We start from the raw sequence: 15,895 nt of genomic DNA, 5'->3' as shown, positions 1-15,895 counted from the left end.
CTAATATATTTTTTAATAAATATTCGATATGCATGTAACATCTCTGTTATAACAAAAAAAACCGTCCATTTTAGCATGAGCTAAAACGAACGGTATGAAAATATATTAATTTGTTATTCTTAATTATTTATCTAAGAAGTCACGACCTTCATCTAATTTTTGGAATCCTCTTAAGAAGTATACACCTGCCATAGCTGATAAGAAGATGATACCAATAATAACTGATACACGTGTTTCATCATTAATTAACATTCCGATTAATACCATTACTAAAAAAGCAATTGTAATGTAGTTCGAGAATGGCGCGAATGGCATTTTAAATGGATGATTTTCAGCTAAATCAGGTCTTTGTTTTCTGTATTGTAAATGGCTGAATAAAATCATAAACCACGGAATCATACCTGGTAAGATAGATGCACTATAAACATATACGAAAATATTTGCTGCGCCATCAATATACATTGGTAATACTACATTTAAAATTACTCCGATAAAGATACCAATTGAAATCGTAAGTACAGCATAAACTGGTACACCATTTTTCATAACTTTTGCAAATGCACGTGGCATTTTACCTTCGTTTGCTAGTGTGTATATCATACGACTTGAACTGAAGATACCTGAGTTACAACCAGACATTGCTGCTGTAATCACTACAAAGTTAATAATTGCTGCTGCAGCTGTGATACCAACTTTAGCAAATGTCGCTACGAACGGGCTACCTACGTTACCTAATTCATCCCATGGATAAACAGTTACGATAACAAAGATTGCACCAATGTAGAAGATTAAAATACGCCAAATAATACCATTGACTGCTTTTACTACGTTTTTCTGTGGATCTTTTGTTTCACCTGCAGTAATACCGATTAATTCTACCCCTTGGTAAGAACCTACTACCATTGAAAGTGCAAAGAAGAATCCTACGATACCTTTAGGGAAGAATCCACCATGTTCCGTTAAGTTACCAAATCCAATAGGATTACCATTGTTACCAAATCCAAATAATATAATACCTAAACCTGCTATGATCATTAAAACAATTGTTACAATCTTAATCATTGCAAACCAGAATTCGAATTCTCCGAATGCTTTAACTGAAGCCATATTCGCTAATGCTAAAGTCACAATTACGATGATACCTGGAATCCAAGTAGGTAAATCCGGCCACCAATATTGCATATATTGTCCAACAGCGATTACTTCACTCATACCAACTACAACCCACTGGAATATATTTGCCCATGCTGTAACATAACCAAACACCGGGTGTAAGTATGTTGAAGCATAATCAGCAAATGATCCAGTTGTAGGGAATAAATAAACTAATTCCCCCATCGCACGCATTACTAAAAATAAAAATAATCCAGCAACTAAATAAGCTAAAATTGCTGATGGTCCAGTCCATTTAATCGTACTTGATGCACCCATGAATAAACCTACCCCAATGGTACCACCTAATGCGATCATTTGGACTTGTCTTGAACTAAGACCTCTCTTTAAATGATTGTCTTCCATTTTTTCTATCCCCTTTTGTTTTTTAAATATTAAAACATTCTTTACTATTCTGAAATTATACTATAATTTCAGAAAATTAGAAGTACTATTTATAAACTTTAGGAGAATATGAAAAGGGTGCAAGAGAAAACCCTTACACCCACGTGCTTTAACGCTTTAAACTTTTTTGAAAAAATTATTTTCAAATAGATTATTTCCTTTTATTTTTTATAATCGTAAGCAACCTCTTGTAATTTTTCATCATATTCAATATATAAATCGTAATCTTTGAAAAACCACTCATCCATTTCGTTAACATAGAAAATAATACCATCTGCTTCAACTTTTGCAATTGCTTTATCATAATCCGGATCCACATTAAATGCTAAAGAGTGACTCTCCTGAATCTTGCTTGAACCATAAATTTTAGCATAGAATTTAACTGCCTGTCCTGCTTCTAAACCAACTTCGTCTTTGAACCATTGCAGTGCTTTATCTGAAATATAAATATTCATATCGTACCTCCCATAATAAGTCTTGCTGAAGAAATTATATCATCAGACTAATATTAAAGTCTTAAATTATGTCTTCATTGAAATAACTAATATGTTAAGGCTGTTTCTTCACCTTTCAACACACGCATGACACCTTCGTATAAAGCTAGTAATTCTTCTTCGCCAGGCATTACTTTTACTTCAGAAATCCACTCAACATGTGATTTTATGTTATCAACAACATATTGGGAATGACTCACACCACCTGTTAAAATGATATAATCTACATCACCTTTCAATACCGCTGCCATTTCAGCAATACCTTTAGCAATCTGATAACACATGCCATCAAAATAAAGCTTTGCTTCCTTATCTCCGTTTAAAGCTTTTTGTTCAATCGTTTGAATATCAATTTCACCTAAATAAGACTTCATACCACCTTCTCCAGCTAGTATTGATTTCACTTGTGAAATATTTAACTTTTCTTCAATAATGAGCTTCGCAAAATTTATTAATGGTAGTTGCCCAGTTCGCTCGGGAGAATAAGGTCCTTCGCCATCAAATGCATTTACACAATCAATAACTCGCCCTGACTGATGTGCACCAATTGAAATACCGCCACCGATATGGGTAACAATCACATTGGCATTAAAATAATCCATACCCTCTTCAGATAACACCTTACGTGCTACAGCCTTTTGATTCAATGCATGAAATACACTTCGGCGCTCAATTCCTTTAAATCCTGAAATGCGTGCAAGATCTTCAAATTCATCCACTACAACCGGATCTACTGTATATGCTTTCACACCGTAATCACGCGCAATATCATTAGCGATGATTGCTCCTAAATTTGAAGCATGCATACCATATGTACCAGAACGAAGATCATTTACCATCTCTTCATTCACCAAATACGTGCCTCCAATAATCGACTTCATCAGTCCACCACGGGCAACAACTGCTGCTAAATCACCTGGATAAATATTATGAGACTCTAAGAAAGTACGTAAACGCTCTTCTCGCATCTCAATTTGATCCATTACTGTATCATACTTTCCAATCTCTTCAACCGTATATCTAAAAATACTTTCGTCCACACAATTATCACTACAATATAGAGCAACCTTACTAGAAGTTGAACCTGGATTAATGACTAATATATATTTTCCGTCCATTATATGTCCCTCACTTGTCGTACTGCAAAGTCTAGAGCGTACAATTTACTTTCTGGAGAATCACTGCGTGAAGTAAGTACAATCGGTACTTTTGCACCAACAATTGTACCTCCTATTACAGCATTTCCTATTACTGAGAAAGCTTTATACAATACATTACCAACATCAATTGTAGGTACTACTAAGATATCTGCATCGCCTTGAATAACGCCGTCATACCCTTTATGATCTGCAGCTTCCTTAGAAGTAGCTAAATCAAAAGAAATAGGACCAGTTACAAGCGCATTTTCACTACCTTTAAATAATGAAACGACCTCACTTGCTAATACTGAAGATGGCATCTTCGGATTAAATGTCTCTGCAGAACTAATCATAGCCACTTTAGGTTGCGAAATACCTATGCGATGCGCTACATCAATGGCATTATCAGCAATTTGCTTTAACTGTTCAGAAGTTGGTGTGATATTCATTGCAGCATCCGTTAATAATAACTGCCTGTTATTTCCCGGTAAATCAACAAGTGCCACATGAGATAATACTGATTGATTACAAAGATTATGTTCTTTTTGAAGTACTTCTTTTAATACCGTACGCGTTTGAACCATCCCCTTCATAAGCACTTGGGCATCTCCAGTTGCCGCCATTTCTACCGCACGTTTAACAGAATCTTCCTCAGTTTCACACTGTTCATATATCCATACGTCATTTGAATCAATATTCTCTTCTGTATCAAATACGAAAAAAGATACAACATCTTTATATAATTGTTTCGCTTTTGTTATCACTTCTAATATCTCTGGCCTTGAACCACCAGGAATAACTACCTTAATCATCTATATTCCTTCTTTCTGATTATAACCTAGTACTAAGACTAGATAATATTTTTGTTCGATAGTATTTTCTCACATTCGAAAATAGATGTAAAGGAATCATATAGCAGCCATTAAACACTTTATTAATACCATTCAATAATATATTGTATTTAAATTTCCTTGTCTAAAAAATTTAATATATATAATAAATAAATGTCATTTTGCATATAATTGAAATATATAAACACTTAATATAATATTGAACCATAAAAAAGAAATTAGGTGATAAATTGAGATGGACAAAAAGAAAACAACTTATTGAAGACTTTATTTATGATCCACTAAAAAATCGTATTTCGATCAATCGAATTGTTTATAGAAAATCTCACGACGAGGAAGCACGAATGACTATAACATTTGATAAACAAGAAATATTTACAGCAGATAATATCCAGTTTGCTTTAAAATCATTTGAGTTAGAAAAGCAAGGTGTTGGGAAAGAATATCAACCATTTAATTGTGATGATAAGAAAATAGATTTATTTGAAAAAACAATTAGAGATGCAGCAGAAGCAGAAGGGAAATATGCTGTTTATCATTTAGAAGACTTCTTCGATTATTTTTTACTCTCCGTAGAGGAAGCAATGCAACATTCTCACGTGCTCATCCGAGCTTTTGCAATGTTAGATAAACGATTAGGCAAACGAAGATTTAGTACGCTTGATATAAGCAACGAACATAAATTAGTTCAGCAATTTTACGAAATTAGAAAGCAGAGCTGGGAGAGTAATGCATGAGACTTTACCTTGTAAGACATGGGCAGGATACGCTTAACAAAAGAGGTGGTTGGTCACAGGAACCATTGACTGAAGAAGGTGTAAAGGAAGTAGAATCACTATCACAAAAAATAAAAGACATTGAATTCGATTTTATTATAGCAAGCGATCTTCAAAGAACAGTTCAAACAGCAAATATCATTCGAAATCGACTACTATTTTCAAAAGAAATAATTTTAGATGATTGTTTACGTGAAGTAAATAATGGTCTTCTAGCTGGAATAGATAATGATGTGGCATTAGTGAGATTTCCAGGTCTCTTTTGGAATACACTAGATTGGGATGAATCTTATCCACAAGGTGAAAGTCCCGCTCAATTTTACGAAAGAATTTATAAATGGTATCAAAAATTCCTTTCAAAATATCACTCTTCTGATAAAGTCCTTATCATTACGCATCAAGGTGTAATAGATGCCCTGCTTTGTATAATAAACAACAAAGAATTTTCGAATAAGAAAGTTCATTATAAAATTAAAAGTGGTCAAATGATAATGGCAGTTATTGAATGATCATCTTAAAATTAACTCATACACAAAATTTCCATATTTCTGACCTATTATATTCACAATCTTGTGATTTTTATTTATGTCTTTTATGCTAATATTTATTTTAACTTGTGAAAATATGGAGGAAATTTTGTGAAAAAGTATTTTAATAATGTGTTTTGGAGATGGCATTTTTATGCAGCAATTTTCATTACACCCCTAATCATTACATTAAGTATTTCAGGCATCATGTATTTATTCTATCCAGAAGTAGAAAACAAATTAAATCACGATTTATTATTTGAACAAACGAATCAACCAGAACAATCGCTTAATGATGGTATTGATGACATACTCAACAGTCATCCTGGGTATCATGTTATGAAGATAAGTTTCCTAAAAGGCGATTACAACACACGTGTATCTATAATGGGACCAGATGATACTTCTAAAGTTGTCTATCTAGATCATCATAATCAAGTGAAAGGTGAAATAGAACCTTCTAAATTATTTTCAAATTTCTCTCGTGAAATGCACTCAAATCTATTAACTGGTAATACCTTTATTAATTATTTAGTGGAGCTTGCAAGTTGCTGGGCAATATTCTTAATCATTACAGGATTATTCATGACTTTCTTCCGTAAATATATTACAAACAGCACCTCTAAAATCAAACGTAAAAATCAAGCGAAGTTCCATGCAATACTCGGTACAGTTTTAAGTATTCCTTTATTACTAATTGTGTTAACTGGATTACCCTGGTCAGGATTTATAGGTGCAAAAATTTATGACTTTGCAGTAAATCATTCACTTGTCGGTTACCCTGAATCCGTAAAGACGCCACCTGTATCTAATAATGAGATTGCATGGGCAACACGTGGTGAACATACAAATTCTAAATCTCACGACGGCAATAGACTACCGATTACCCATATCAATGCAATTGCGCAAGAGGAAGGATTTAAGAAGCCTTATAGTATCACTGTACCGATGGATGATAAGGGGACCTATGTATTATCTAAAGCTGCTGGAACAGGTGTGACTGGTCTAGATGCAAATCCACTAGACGAACGCACTATTCATCTTGATCAATATTCGGGAATGAAACTTGCAATTTACGACTTTAATGACTATGGTATACTTGCAAAATTTATTGCAGTCGGTATCCCACTTCATGAAGGGAATTTATTTGGGCTAGCAAATAAAGTCATTAACTTATTATTCTTAGCTGGATTATTAGTGCTGACTTTCTTCGGAATTAAAATTTACTTTATGCGTAAACAAAAAGGTAAACTATCAACACCTAAGTCACAGCCTTATATGAAATATACTTGGTTTTTCGCAATATTACTTATTCTAATGGGAATTTTAATGCCTCTATTTGGCATCTCACTCATAATCATTGCATTTATCGAGCTCATTTTACTGATGAGCAAGAAGAAATACGCGATATAATATAGAACTAATTGAGTAGCTGGATAATTCCAGTTACTTTTTTTAATTTTCAAACAATTGTGATTGTGTGACATCATTTATTCATGTAAGATAAGTCATAATATATTGTACGGAGCTGATTGTATGAATCAAAACAGACATAAACTCGCATTAAAGGTTGCATTTCCACCCACTATTCCAATTTTAACTGGGTTTATCTTTCTCGGAATGACTTTTGGTATATACATGCATTCTTTAGGACATCCGATATGGATGGCTGTTCTTATGAGTGCTTGTATTTTTGCTGGTTCTATGGAATTTGTAGCAGCAACGATGCTGCTTGGTATCTTTAATCCATTTAGCGCTTTTATTCTCGCGCTGATGATTAATGCACGACATCTGTTTTATGGGATTGCAATGCTCGAACGATTTAAAGGTACCGGGAGAAAGAAATGGTATTTAATATTTGGCATGTGTGATGAAACATTCGTTATTAATCAAACAATGTCCATTCCTAAAAATGTCGACAAAGGATTAGTTATGACGTATGTTACGTTATTCAATCATTTATACTGGGTAACTGGTTCTTTTCTAGGAAGTATTATTGGGGGCTTTATTACAGTTGACTTGGAAGGTTTGGAATTTGTAATGGCAGCACTCTTTTTAGTTATTTTTCTTGAACAATGGTTCAAAGGTGGAAGACGCTTTTCAACGCTCGGTATAATCATTTCTATTGTCTGTCTATTAATATTTGGTAAGTCTTACTTTGTTCTTCCTACCATGTTTATTATGCTCATCATTTTCATTGTCTTTAAACGTCCTTTGACGAGAGTTGGTGAGCGCATATGACGATAGCAGAACAGCTAATTATTATCTTTTCGGTTACTATCGCTACAATGTTAACCCGCTTCTTACCTTTCATCGTATTTAAAGGAGATAAACCATTACCTGAGCTTATTGAATATTTAGGTCGTGTATTACCTCCCGCTGTATTTGGATTACTTGTTGTATATGCATTAAAGGATATTAAATGGAGTTTACCTTCTGCCAATATTCCTGCAATACTTGCAATTACTTTGATTATCGTATTACATTCATGGAAACGTAATATGCTTTTATCTATCGCTGTAGGAACGCTATACTATATGTTACTTATTCGATTAGTCTAAACAGAAAAAGCTACAATTCTTATCGAATTGTAGCTTTTTCTATATTATGATTAAGCATCTATTTGATGATTTCTTTAGTTTTAGCATCAATTTCAAATTCTTTTGATTTTCCATCTTTAGCGAGTTCAACGTCATATTTTACTACGCCATCATCTTCATCTAAACTCCATTCTTTCACATCTCCGTTATATTCTTTCTTAGCAACTTCAATGATGTCTTCAACTGGCGTTACATCTTTATAATTGATTGTCGTTTCTTTGTCATTTTCTTTTTCTGATTCTTTTTTAAGTACTTTATTACTTACAGCATCAACTGTCACTTCATGAGATTCATTTCCATCTCTTAAATTAACATCATATGCCCACTTTTTCTCTTTATCATCATAGTCAAAAGAGATACTTTCAAGATCACCTTTAACTTCTTTTTGTGCAATTTCAATCGCCTGAGTCGCATCCGTCTTTACTTCGCTATAATCAACTGATTTATCATCTTCATTGCCACAGGCCCCTAGTAGTAATGATGCACCTAGAACGAGTACTGAAGATTGTTTTATATATTTATTCATCATATTCAGCTCCTTTTTTGAGTTATTAAATTTATACCCAAAATTTGATATATACAAACAAATATTATCAATACGTATAGCAATCACCATATAATCTAAATATTAAGCGAGAATGAGTTTTATAAAACTTTTATCAATTTCATCAATACGAATTGCAATGGTAATCTCCCATATAAAGCGCTCTTCGGTAGTCGTTTATCACCTAATGGAATTCCTTTTCTTGCCATATAAATATTCGCCGGAAATACGCCTAATAAAAATATATTGATTAACTTCTTAGCACTTTCACTTGGTTTTTTGATAATCAAGTAAACACCCATTATCATCTCAATTACCCCGGAAATATAGACAATTTCCTTTTTAAAGGGTATATAACCTGGAACAATCTTCGTAAAATTCGGCTCTCTTAGGAAATGAAGTACTCCTGCCGTAAAAAATCCTAATCCTAGTATCGTTTTCAGTAATAATTTTATTAATTTCATTTTATTGCTCCTCTATTGTTGTTAGTGCGTATTTCTCAATGACACCTTCTAAATGCGGATACACTTGCTTTAATTCATCTTTCGTAAATAATTCAAATCCCTCAAATGTAAATCCAGGTGATACCATACATCCAACGAAACTCCATGCATTATCCTCTTCAACGCTTGATGCAAAGATAGTATGTTTCGGTACTAAAAATTGTGGTACTTCTCGATTCATTACGTCTAATCCTAATTTAACTGCTTCATACTTACCATCGGGATAAATCATATGAACGGTAAGTGAATCCCCTCCCTGGTAATACCATAATTCATCTGAATCTATCCGATGAAAATGTGAGATATTTCCTGTTTCTAAAAGAAAATAGATGCTTGTATATAGTGCTCTACCATCAGCAGTTACTTCATTTGAGCGATATGTTTCATAATAATAGCCACCTTCAGGATGTGGCTGCATACGTAATTTTTTAATCAATTGATCTTTATTCATTTTCTTTCTCCATAATTTTATTAATTTTAAAACTACACCGTGGTGCTATTTTATCATTTAACCACTTTTCATATAGTAAATTCTGATAAGCTATATAAGCATTCTCTCCATAAATCTTATCTGGACCATATACATATAATGGTGGTAGGGCTGCTGTATTAAATAAATGCTTATGTTCGGAAATAATAGTAGCCAGAATGTCGATGTCTTTCTTAAATGTTTCCGAACGTTTACCGCCTCTTCGTGTATGTTCATCATCCATCACTTTTAGCATAGCAAAGCAATCTAAAATATATGGATGACCTTCATTATACACATGTTTAACAATGGGATGGTGTAAGTATCTAATGTTCCCATCAATAATATTTAATGCCGATAAACACACACGAATAATCTGATAAAGTTCTAACACTTGTTTAGACAATCTTCTATTATCTAAATAACGTGCAGATATTTCATGATTCTCGCTAACTCTAAAAATTTGCACGGTGATCTTCTTCCTTTATAAATTGATATACGATATATAAATAGATAACATGACCTACCATCCAAACTAAAAACATCGGTAAAGAAGATGAATATTGTTGATATACTGCAATATTTATTAATAATAAATACAGCAAAATAAAAACAAGTATAGTTATTAGTAGCGCTATTTTGAATAATGTTTCTTTTCGATATAATTGTTCTAGCGTACTGAAGAGGATGATGCTAACGAAAAAGTGTGGTAATAACTCTTTCCATAAAACCATTTCTTTTTGATGTGTCAAAAAATCAATATTTAATAATAGTCGGACAGTGTTTGTACCAAAACAATAATCGCCTATTAACAACAATATATATAATGAAAGTCCGGATAACATTCCCAGTATAATTTTTCTAAGCACGTGTCATTTTCTCCTCGATGCTTATTATTTAGTAAAAGAAGCAATCAACATCTTAAGTGATTGTCTCTTTCATTATTATATTGTATCAAAAGAATCTTCTCATAATTGTTTTTAACGGTGGCATCTTTTCAAATTTATTTTCCTCTAATAATGAACGTAACTCAAATTTAGCATATCCTAACGCTTCATCCCATACAATTTGTCCAGGAAGTGGTGCTGCATCTGGGTCTACATACGCATTAATAATTACTGGTTTGTTCACATCTTTTGCATGTCTAAAGGCACCTGCAAGTTCTTCTGGTTTTGTAACAGTAATACCTACTCCACCACAACTTTCTGCAAATTTAGCAAAGTCAATATCTCCAAAATCAATCGCGTACTCTAATTCACCCGCTGCTTGTTGTTCATATTTAATAAATGATAACTGTTTATTATTTAATACAACAATAATCATCGGTAAGTTATGGTATACAGCTGTAGCAAAGTCCTGCATTACCATTGCCATAGCTCCGTCACCTGTAATTGCAATTGCCTGACGATCTGGATACGCTATCTTACTTGCGATTGCTCCAGGTAAAGCACAGCCCATCGTACCTAACCATGGTGAAGTTAAGAAGCGATTATTATGATCAAGTCTTAAATATCTTGTTCCCCATACGGTTGATGTTCCTACATCAATCGAGAATACTGCATCTTCATCTGCGATCTTATCAATTTCTGCCATGATACGCTCTGGGCGTAAAGGAAAACTGTTATTTGCTCTATCTTCATCAAGCCATTTATTCCATTCCGCCATATTTTCTTTACATGCTTCTAAGAATGGTCTTTCTTTTATTGCTGGTAATTTTTCAATTAATAATTGCAATATCTCTTTTGAATCACCCACCAATGGTACTGTCACTTTATGGCGAGTGCCAATCTTTTCCGGGTTATTATCAATTTGAATACATGGTACATCTTCATCCGGTAGATAATCTACATATGGAAAGTTTGTACCAATCATAATCAATAAGTCCGCTTCTTTAGTTGCTTCAAATGCAGGTTTCGTACCAATTTTCCCTAAGTTCCCTAACATATTTGGATGGGTATCAGGAATTAATCCTTTTGCAGGTAAAGTCACAATAGAAGGTAATTGTGCATGTTCAATAAACTGCACAAGTAATTCTTTAGCATGCTTCGTTCCTGTTCCGGCAAGCACTACTGGATGCTTACTTTGTTCAATCAGTTTTATTGCTTCCGTAATTTTTGTCTGATCAATCTCAAAATTTTGTTCTGGTGTTTTTATAGGCGTTTTGTCTGTGTGATCTTCTATTTTTGTGCTTAATAGATTACCGGGAATCGAAAGCACTGCGACACCTTTTTTATCGTAAGCTGTTTGTATCGCTTCATTGACAACTTCAAATACATTTTCCGCCTGATCGAGTTGTTTATTATACACAGCAACATCAGCAAACATTGCTGTTAAATCTAACTCCTGGAAGTACTTTGTACCTAATAAATCTGTGTTAGCTTGACCAACGAGGACAAGCTGTGGAATATTATCCATCTTAGCGTCGTACATACCATTTAACAAATGAATTGCGCCAGGTCCACCAATTGCAACAGATACCGCAATTTTACCTGTTAATTTCGTATAGCTTGCTGCTGCAAGAGAAGCCACTTCTTCATGGCGTACATTATAAAATTTAATCTCATCTTCAGCACCTTTCAATGCATCAATCACTGTATCTATCGTATCACCTGGAATACCATATACATGGTCAATCTCCCAATGTTTAAGTGCTTTAACAAGTGCATGGTTCGCTTTTAGTTTTGACAAGTCGTTCACATTCCTTTCTCCACTCATATTTATACATATTATTTACATTACCCCTTGCAAACAATAGTAATCAAATTACTCATCTTATAGGTATAATCCCTATTTCCATTATGTGCAAACGATATATCATTTTTGTTAAGATATACATATACGCATCATATAAAATGAGGAGGAAATACAATGAAAGTTTTAGTAGCCGGTGAAATACCAGAAAAGGGTCTACAGTACTTAGAGGAAAATTTCGACGATGTTGATGTATTCAAAGGAGATAAACTAATAACTAAAGATGAACTAATTAAACGTATTGCGGATAAAGATGCATTGATCAGTTTACTCTCTACTAATGTAGATAAAGATGTCATTGATGCTGCACCAAATTTAAAAATCATCGCTAATTATGGTGCTGGATTTAACAATATTGATAGTGAATATGCACGTACAAAAGACATCGACGTTACTAATACGCCAAAAGCTTCAACAAATGCAACAGCAGATCTGACATTTGCTATACTACTTGCTGCAGCAAGACGTGTGGTTGAAGGAGACAAAGTATGCCGTACGACAGGATTTAACGGTTGGGCTCCTTTATTTTTCCGTGGCCGTGAAGTTTCAGGTAAGACAATTGGTATTATTGGTCTAGGAGAAATCGGACAAGCTGTGGCACGCCGTGCGAAAGGTTTCGATATGAACATTCTCTATACAGGACCAAACCGTCATGAAGATCGTGAGGCATCAACTGGCGCGAAATATGTATCACTTGAAGAACTACTTCAACAGTCTGATTTCATTACAATTAACTCTGCATACAATCCATCAATGAAACATATGATTGATAAAGCACAAATCGAAATGATGAAACCGACTGCATATTTAATCAACGCATCACGTGGGCCGGTCGTTCATGAAGCAGCACTTGCTGATGCATTGGAAGCGAAAGTCATTGAAGGTGCAGCTTTAGATGTATTTGAATTCGAACCTGAAATCAATGAAAAACTAAAAAAATTAGACAATGTAGTCATCACACCACATATCGGAAACGCAACATTTGAAGCGCGTGATATGATGGCCGATATCGTTACACAAAATGTATACAAGAAACTGAATAACAAACAACCAGATTATATCGTTAATTAAGAAATAGAAATATAGGTATAGATATATAAGAGATATGAAATAACTTGAAAAAGGAAATCAACCGAAGTTGATTTCCTCTTTTCTTTTTCTGCGATAACAACCTATAATATTGCCGATGTTGCAGCTGTGGTGTTCCCTTCCTGCATGTCTGTGTGAATCGCCATAACAATCGCAATAACGTGTGCTACATTTGCACTTTCATCAATAATATCAATGCCAAATGTATCTCTCCATTGGAAGAATTGTTTACTGATTTCAGCAACAATACGTCCAGATCCATCTTCAATCGTATATTCATAATTTAAGAAGTTACCACGTACAATCCAGTCTTCTCCTTCAATAAGGTAAGTCGGTCTAAACGATAACATCTTCTTGCGAATCGTTAGTGTCTCATAACCATTTACTGATACATCCATCGTTGTAGAAAAAGCTGCTGCACGTTGTTTAATAAACGCTAACTCATTACCATTTGTATCAAGAATTCTTAGCTTTCTACGTCCTAATAAATCATGCTGACCTTTCGCCGTATAAACGATTTCATCCTGTTCGTTCATAATCGAAAAATCTTGAGTCCACGAAAGTAACTTTTTCTTTGCATAAAGTCTCAATTTCAACAGCTCCTATTCTAAATTATTTAAGTATATTATAACGCATTTAATCATTTAATGAAAAATTACACATAAAAGGTTTATAACTATTTATCAAATAATATTCTATGTTCATTTTAGAACTTCTTCGTTCAAAATATCCGGCACTTTCATAGCTTTATATTTCACCATTTAATGCTCCTCAAAATCAAATCTTTCGCGTTCTTTTTGTGCACTTTCATCATTACCAAACCACACTTGTTTCACGTAAAACTTTCCTTCCCAATCCTTATCAAACGAGAAATTCACGTTGCCATAGCGATAACTTGTATTACCTAAAGCTATCCCTTTTTGCTCAGGTTTACCCCATACTTTCATGAATGCCTTAATACTAATATTCTCATGCATTTCATAATAATAATTAATATCAGTAAATACATAGTTCTGTTCATCCATCCCTTTTGCTCCTTTAAAGAACGGAGAGATGATTGTATTATTATATCGACTGCGGTAATACAATGCAGTTACGTATTTTTCTCCCATATTGATCAATGCTTCTGTCGGTTCACCAAAGATTGCTTCAAATTCTTTTCTCGTAATACCGAATTTAGCATCTTTAAAGCCATAAGTTTTGCCTTTCATAGCTTTCATCACTTTTTTATCCAGTATATCCGGCAATTCAATTTCATGTACATTATCAGGAATTTGAAGTTTGTAAATGGGTTCGATGGCTTTAATCTTTTCAGCTACATATCTAAAACGTGCATTTGGAATAATATCATAATCAGGGTGTTCTGCATTACCAATAAATGCTTTCATCGATGCAACATCTTTAAATTCTTGTAATTCTAAAATTCTGAAACCATGAAAGGCTGCTAAATAATAGGATTGATCCAGCCAATTAACAGCGATATCAAACAATAATTGTCCCATGGTATGCGCCTCAACTGTATCCATATGCGTAGCAATATTTGAAACCAAATAGGCTAATTCTGTGTTCGCTTCTTCTTCCATAAAATAACCCATCACTTCATTAGCGTCACAATCTACAACAATTTTTTGTAACTCATTAGGTAATTTATCTATCAATATATCTACAGCTTTCAACATAACACCTCTTCATAAAGTAATTCGTACAATTAAAATTATTATATCCTTTTCATACAATAAATGTATATTCTATTTGCAAATGTTATTTTTCTTTTGTATTTGGGTAAAAATATATCATATGTAAGGAGTTATACTTTATGAAAAAATCAATAATCTATCCCTTAGTTGCATTATTACTACTCACCGGCTGTAAACCAGTAGAATAATTCATCCAATGAGAAAAAAGCGCAACAAGAAGCAGTCAAACAGCTTAAAGTAAAAGATTATCAAACATTATCTTATAAAGAGAAGGTTGACAGCACACCTCAAAAGATTGAAAATAAATACGGTGCATTTAATTATGATTTTGTCAGGGATAATGATAATGAAATTTTTATGAAGCAGTTTATGAATAAGAAGAAAACACCTCAAAAAGGAGATTTTGTTCTAACAATTGGTGCTAAGCAGGATAAACTATATAAATTTAGTAATGAATCAATGACAAGCAAGTCAAAGGAAATGAATGTAGGTAAAGATTTCCAATCTACAGGGATAGCGCATAATAGATATCATCATTTTATAGATCTTTTTGAAGCATCTAAAAATCCATCAATCAAAGGCAACCAATATACGTTCCAAATTAAAGATAATCCTAAGTTAATTCAACTTAATTCGGGTGGTATGTACCCACTATACACAGATAAGACTGCAGCTAATAGTAAAGAAATTAAAAAGGCATTAGAAAATATGAAAACATCAGTTGATAACAAGCTCGAAAAAGGTTATGTCACATTTACTCTCAAAAATAATCATATACAAAAAGTAAAGTTACATGAAGTATTTAAAGGATTTGAACCCCATGAAGTTACTTATTCTTTCTATGACTTTAATCATAAAGATGATGTGAAATTTAATACAAAATAAAAAAGCCCGTCCG

The 15,895-nt window shown here is 33.5% G+C and carries 19 protein-coding genes; 7 read left to right on the top strand and 12 right to left on the bottom strand.

Features of this window, described 5'->3' with window-relative positions:
• Positions 1–123: 123 nt before the first annotated feature.
• The 4 genes from KFV12_RS00920 to KFV12_RS00905 all read right to left on the bottom strand — a co-directional run bounded on the left by KFV12_RS00920 (position 124) and on the right by KFV12_RS00905 (position 4,002).
• Complete coding sequence (locus KFV12_RS00920; RefSeq protein WP_111716042.1) at positions 124–1,518, bottom strand: amino acid permease; 1,395 nt, start codon at positions 1,516–1,518, stop codon at positions 124–126.
• 200 nt (positions 1,519–1,718) lie between these two features.
• Positions 1,719–2,012, bottom strand: a complete 294-nt coding sequence (locus KFV12_RS00915; RefSeq protein WP_111716040.1) for a HesB/YadR/YfhF family protein — start codon at positions 2,010–2,012, stop codon at positions 1,719–1,721.
• An 86-nt stretch (positions 2,013–2,098) separates the two neighbouring features.
• Positions 2,099–3,169: a butyrate kinase gene (buk, locus tag KFV12_RS00910; RefSeq protein WP_239242153.1), complete on the bottom strand. Its 1,071-nt coding sequence runs from the start codon at positions 3,167–3,169 to the stop codon at positions 2,099–2,101.
• Positions 3,169–4,002, bottom strand: coding sequence for a phosphate acyltransferase (locus KFV12_RS00905; RefSeq protein ID WP_254257065.1), 834 nt, complete (start codon positions 4,000–4,002; stop codon positions 3,169–3,171). Before KFV12_RS00905 ends, buk begins: the two co-directional genes overlap by 1 nt.
• 269 nt (positions 4,003–4,271) lie before the next feature.
• Between KFV12_RS00905 and KFV12_RS00900 the strand changes: the two genes are divergently transcribed.
• The 5 genes from KFV12_RS00900 (at position 4,272) to KFV12_RS00880 (ending at position 7,905) form a co-directional block, all read left to right on the top strand.
• Complete coding sequence (locus tag KFV12_RS00900) at positions 4,272–4,778, top strand: SF0329 family protein (RefSeq protein ID WP_436970153.1); 507 nt, start codon at positions 4,272–4,274, stop codon at positions 4,776–4,778.
• Positions 4,775–5,326 (top strand): histidine phosphatase family protein, encoded by a 552-nt coding sequence (locus tag KFV12_RS00895; protein WP_254257063.1) that lies wholly within the window; start codon positions 4,775–4,777, stop codon positions 5,324–5,326. Before KFV12_RS00900 ends, KFV12_RS00895 begins: the two co-directional genes overlap by 4 nt.
• Positions 5,327–5,455: 129 nt before the next feature.
• Positions 5,456–6,757 (top strand): PepSY-associated TM helix domain-containing protein, encoded by a 1,302-nt coding sequence (locus KFV12_RS00890; protein ID WP_111716035.1) that lies wholly within the window; start codon positions 5,456–5,458, stop codon positions 6,755–6,757.
• A gap of 123 nt (positions 6,758–6,880) precedes the next feature.
• Positions 6,881–7,585, top strand: a complete 705-nt coding sequence (locus tag KFV12_RS00885) for an AzlC family ABC transporter permease (protein WP_111716034.1) — start codon at positions 6,881–6,883, stop codon at positions 7,583–7,585.
• Positions 7,582–7,905 (top strand): branched-chain amino acid transporter permease, encoded by a 324-nt coding sequence (locus KFV12_RS00880; RefSeq protein WP_111716032.1) that lies wholly within the window; start codon positions 7,582–7,584, stop codon positions 7,903–7,905. The genes KFV12_RS00885 and KFV12_RS00880 overlap by 4 nt, the downstream gene beginning before the upstream one ends.
• 58 nt (positions 7,906–7,963) lie before the next feature.
• On the opposite strand, the gene KFV12_RS00875 is transcribed toward KFV12_RS00880, so the two are convergent.
• The 6 genes from KFV12_RS00875 to KFV12_RS00850 form a co-directional block, all read right to left on the bottom strand.
• Positions 7,964–8,470: a PepSY domain-containing protein gene (locus KFV12_RS00875; protein WP_254257062.1), complete on the bottom strand. Its 507-nt coding sequence runs from the start codon at positions 8,468–8,470 to the stop codon at positions 7,964–7,966.
• A 119-nt stretch (positions 8,471–8,589) separates the two neighbouring features.
• Positions 8,590–8,952, bottom strand: a complete 363-nt coding sequence (locus tag KFV12_RS00870) for a DoxX family protein (RefSeq protein WP_254257061.1) — start codon at positions 8,950–8,952, stop codon at positions 8,590–8,592.
• 1 nt (position 8,953) lies between these two features.
• Entirely contained in the window at positions 8,954–9,442 is a 489-nt protein-coding gene (locus tag KFV12_RS00865) for a cupin domain-containing protein (RefSeq protein ID WP_254257060.1), read from the bottom strand.
• Positions 9,435–9,929, bottom strand: coding sequence for a pyrimidine dimer DNA glycosylase/endonuclease V (locus tag KFV12_RS00860; protein WP_133423546.1), 495 nt, complete (start codon positions 9,927–9,929; stop codon positions 9,435–9,437). Before KFV12_RS00860 ends, KFV12_RS00865 begins: the two co-directional genes overlap by 8 nt.
• Positions 9,916–10,329: a hypothetical protein gene (locus tag KFV12_RS00855; RefSeq protein WP_254257059.1), complete on the bottom strand. Its 414-nt coding sequence runs from the start codon at positions 10,327–10,329 to the stop codon at positions 9,916–9,918. The genes KFV12_RS00860 and KFV12_RS00855 overlap by 14 nt, the downstream gene beginning before the upstream one ends.
• 85 nt (positions 10,330–10,414) lie before the next feature.
• Positions 10,415–12,148 (bottom strand): pyruvate oxidase, encoded by a 1,734-nt coding sequence (locus KFV12_RS00850; RefSeq protein WP_254257604.1) that lies wholly within the window; start codon positions 12,146–12,148, stop codon positions 10,415–10,417.
• A 180-nt stretch (positions 12,149–12,328) separates the two neighbouring features.
• Here KFV12_RS00850 and KFV12_RS00845 point away from each other — a divergent pair, with 180 nt between their 5' ends.
• Positions 12,329–13,282 (top strand): NAD(P)-dependent oxidoreductase, encoded by a 954-nt coding sequence (locus tag KFV12_RS00845; RefSeq protein WP_239242162.1) that lies wholly within the window; start codon positions 12,329–12,331, stop codon positions 13,280–13,282.
• A gap of 101 nt (positions 13,283–13,383) precedes the next feature.
• Here KFV12_RS00845 and KFV12_RS00840 read toward each other — a convergent pair whose 3' ends face one another.
• Positions 13,384–13,890, bottom strand: coding sequence for an LURP-one-related/scramblase family protein (locus KFV12_RS00840; RefSeq protein ID WP_111716021.1), 507 nt, complete (start codon positions 13,888–13,890; stop codon positions 13,384–13,386).
• 171 nt (positions 13,891–14,061) lie between these two features.
• Positions 14,062–14,979 carry a hypothetical protein gene (locus tag KFV12_RS00835; RefSeq protein ID WP_254257058.1) on the bottom strand — a complete coding sequence of 306 codons (918 nt, stop codon included), beginning with the start codon at positions 14,977–14,979 and terminating at the stop codon, positions 14,062–14,064.
• A gap of 387 nt (positions 14,980–15,366) precedes the next feature.
• On the opposite strand from KFV12_RS00835, the gene KFV12_RS00830 reads away from it, so the two are divergent.
• A complete protein-coding gene (locus KFV12_RS00830) occupies positions 15,367–15,882 on the top strand; it encodes a hypothetical protein (protein ID WP_254257057.1) in 516 nt (171 codons plus the stop codon).
• Positions 15,883–15,895: the final 13 nt, after the last annotated feature.

The sequence above is a fragment of the Macrococcus epidermidis genome (assembly GCF_024205965.1).
GTDB classification, from domain to species: domain Bacteria; phylum Bacillota; class Bacilli; order Staphylococcales; family Staphylococcaceae; genus Macrococcoides; species Macrococcoides epidermidis.
This window is presented reverse-complemented; position numbering and strand designations above follow the sequence as displayed.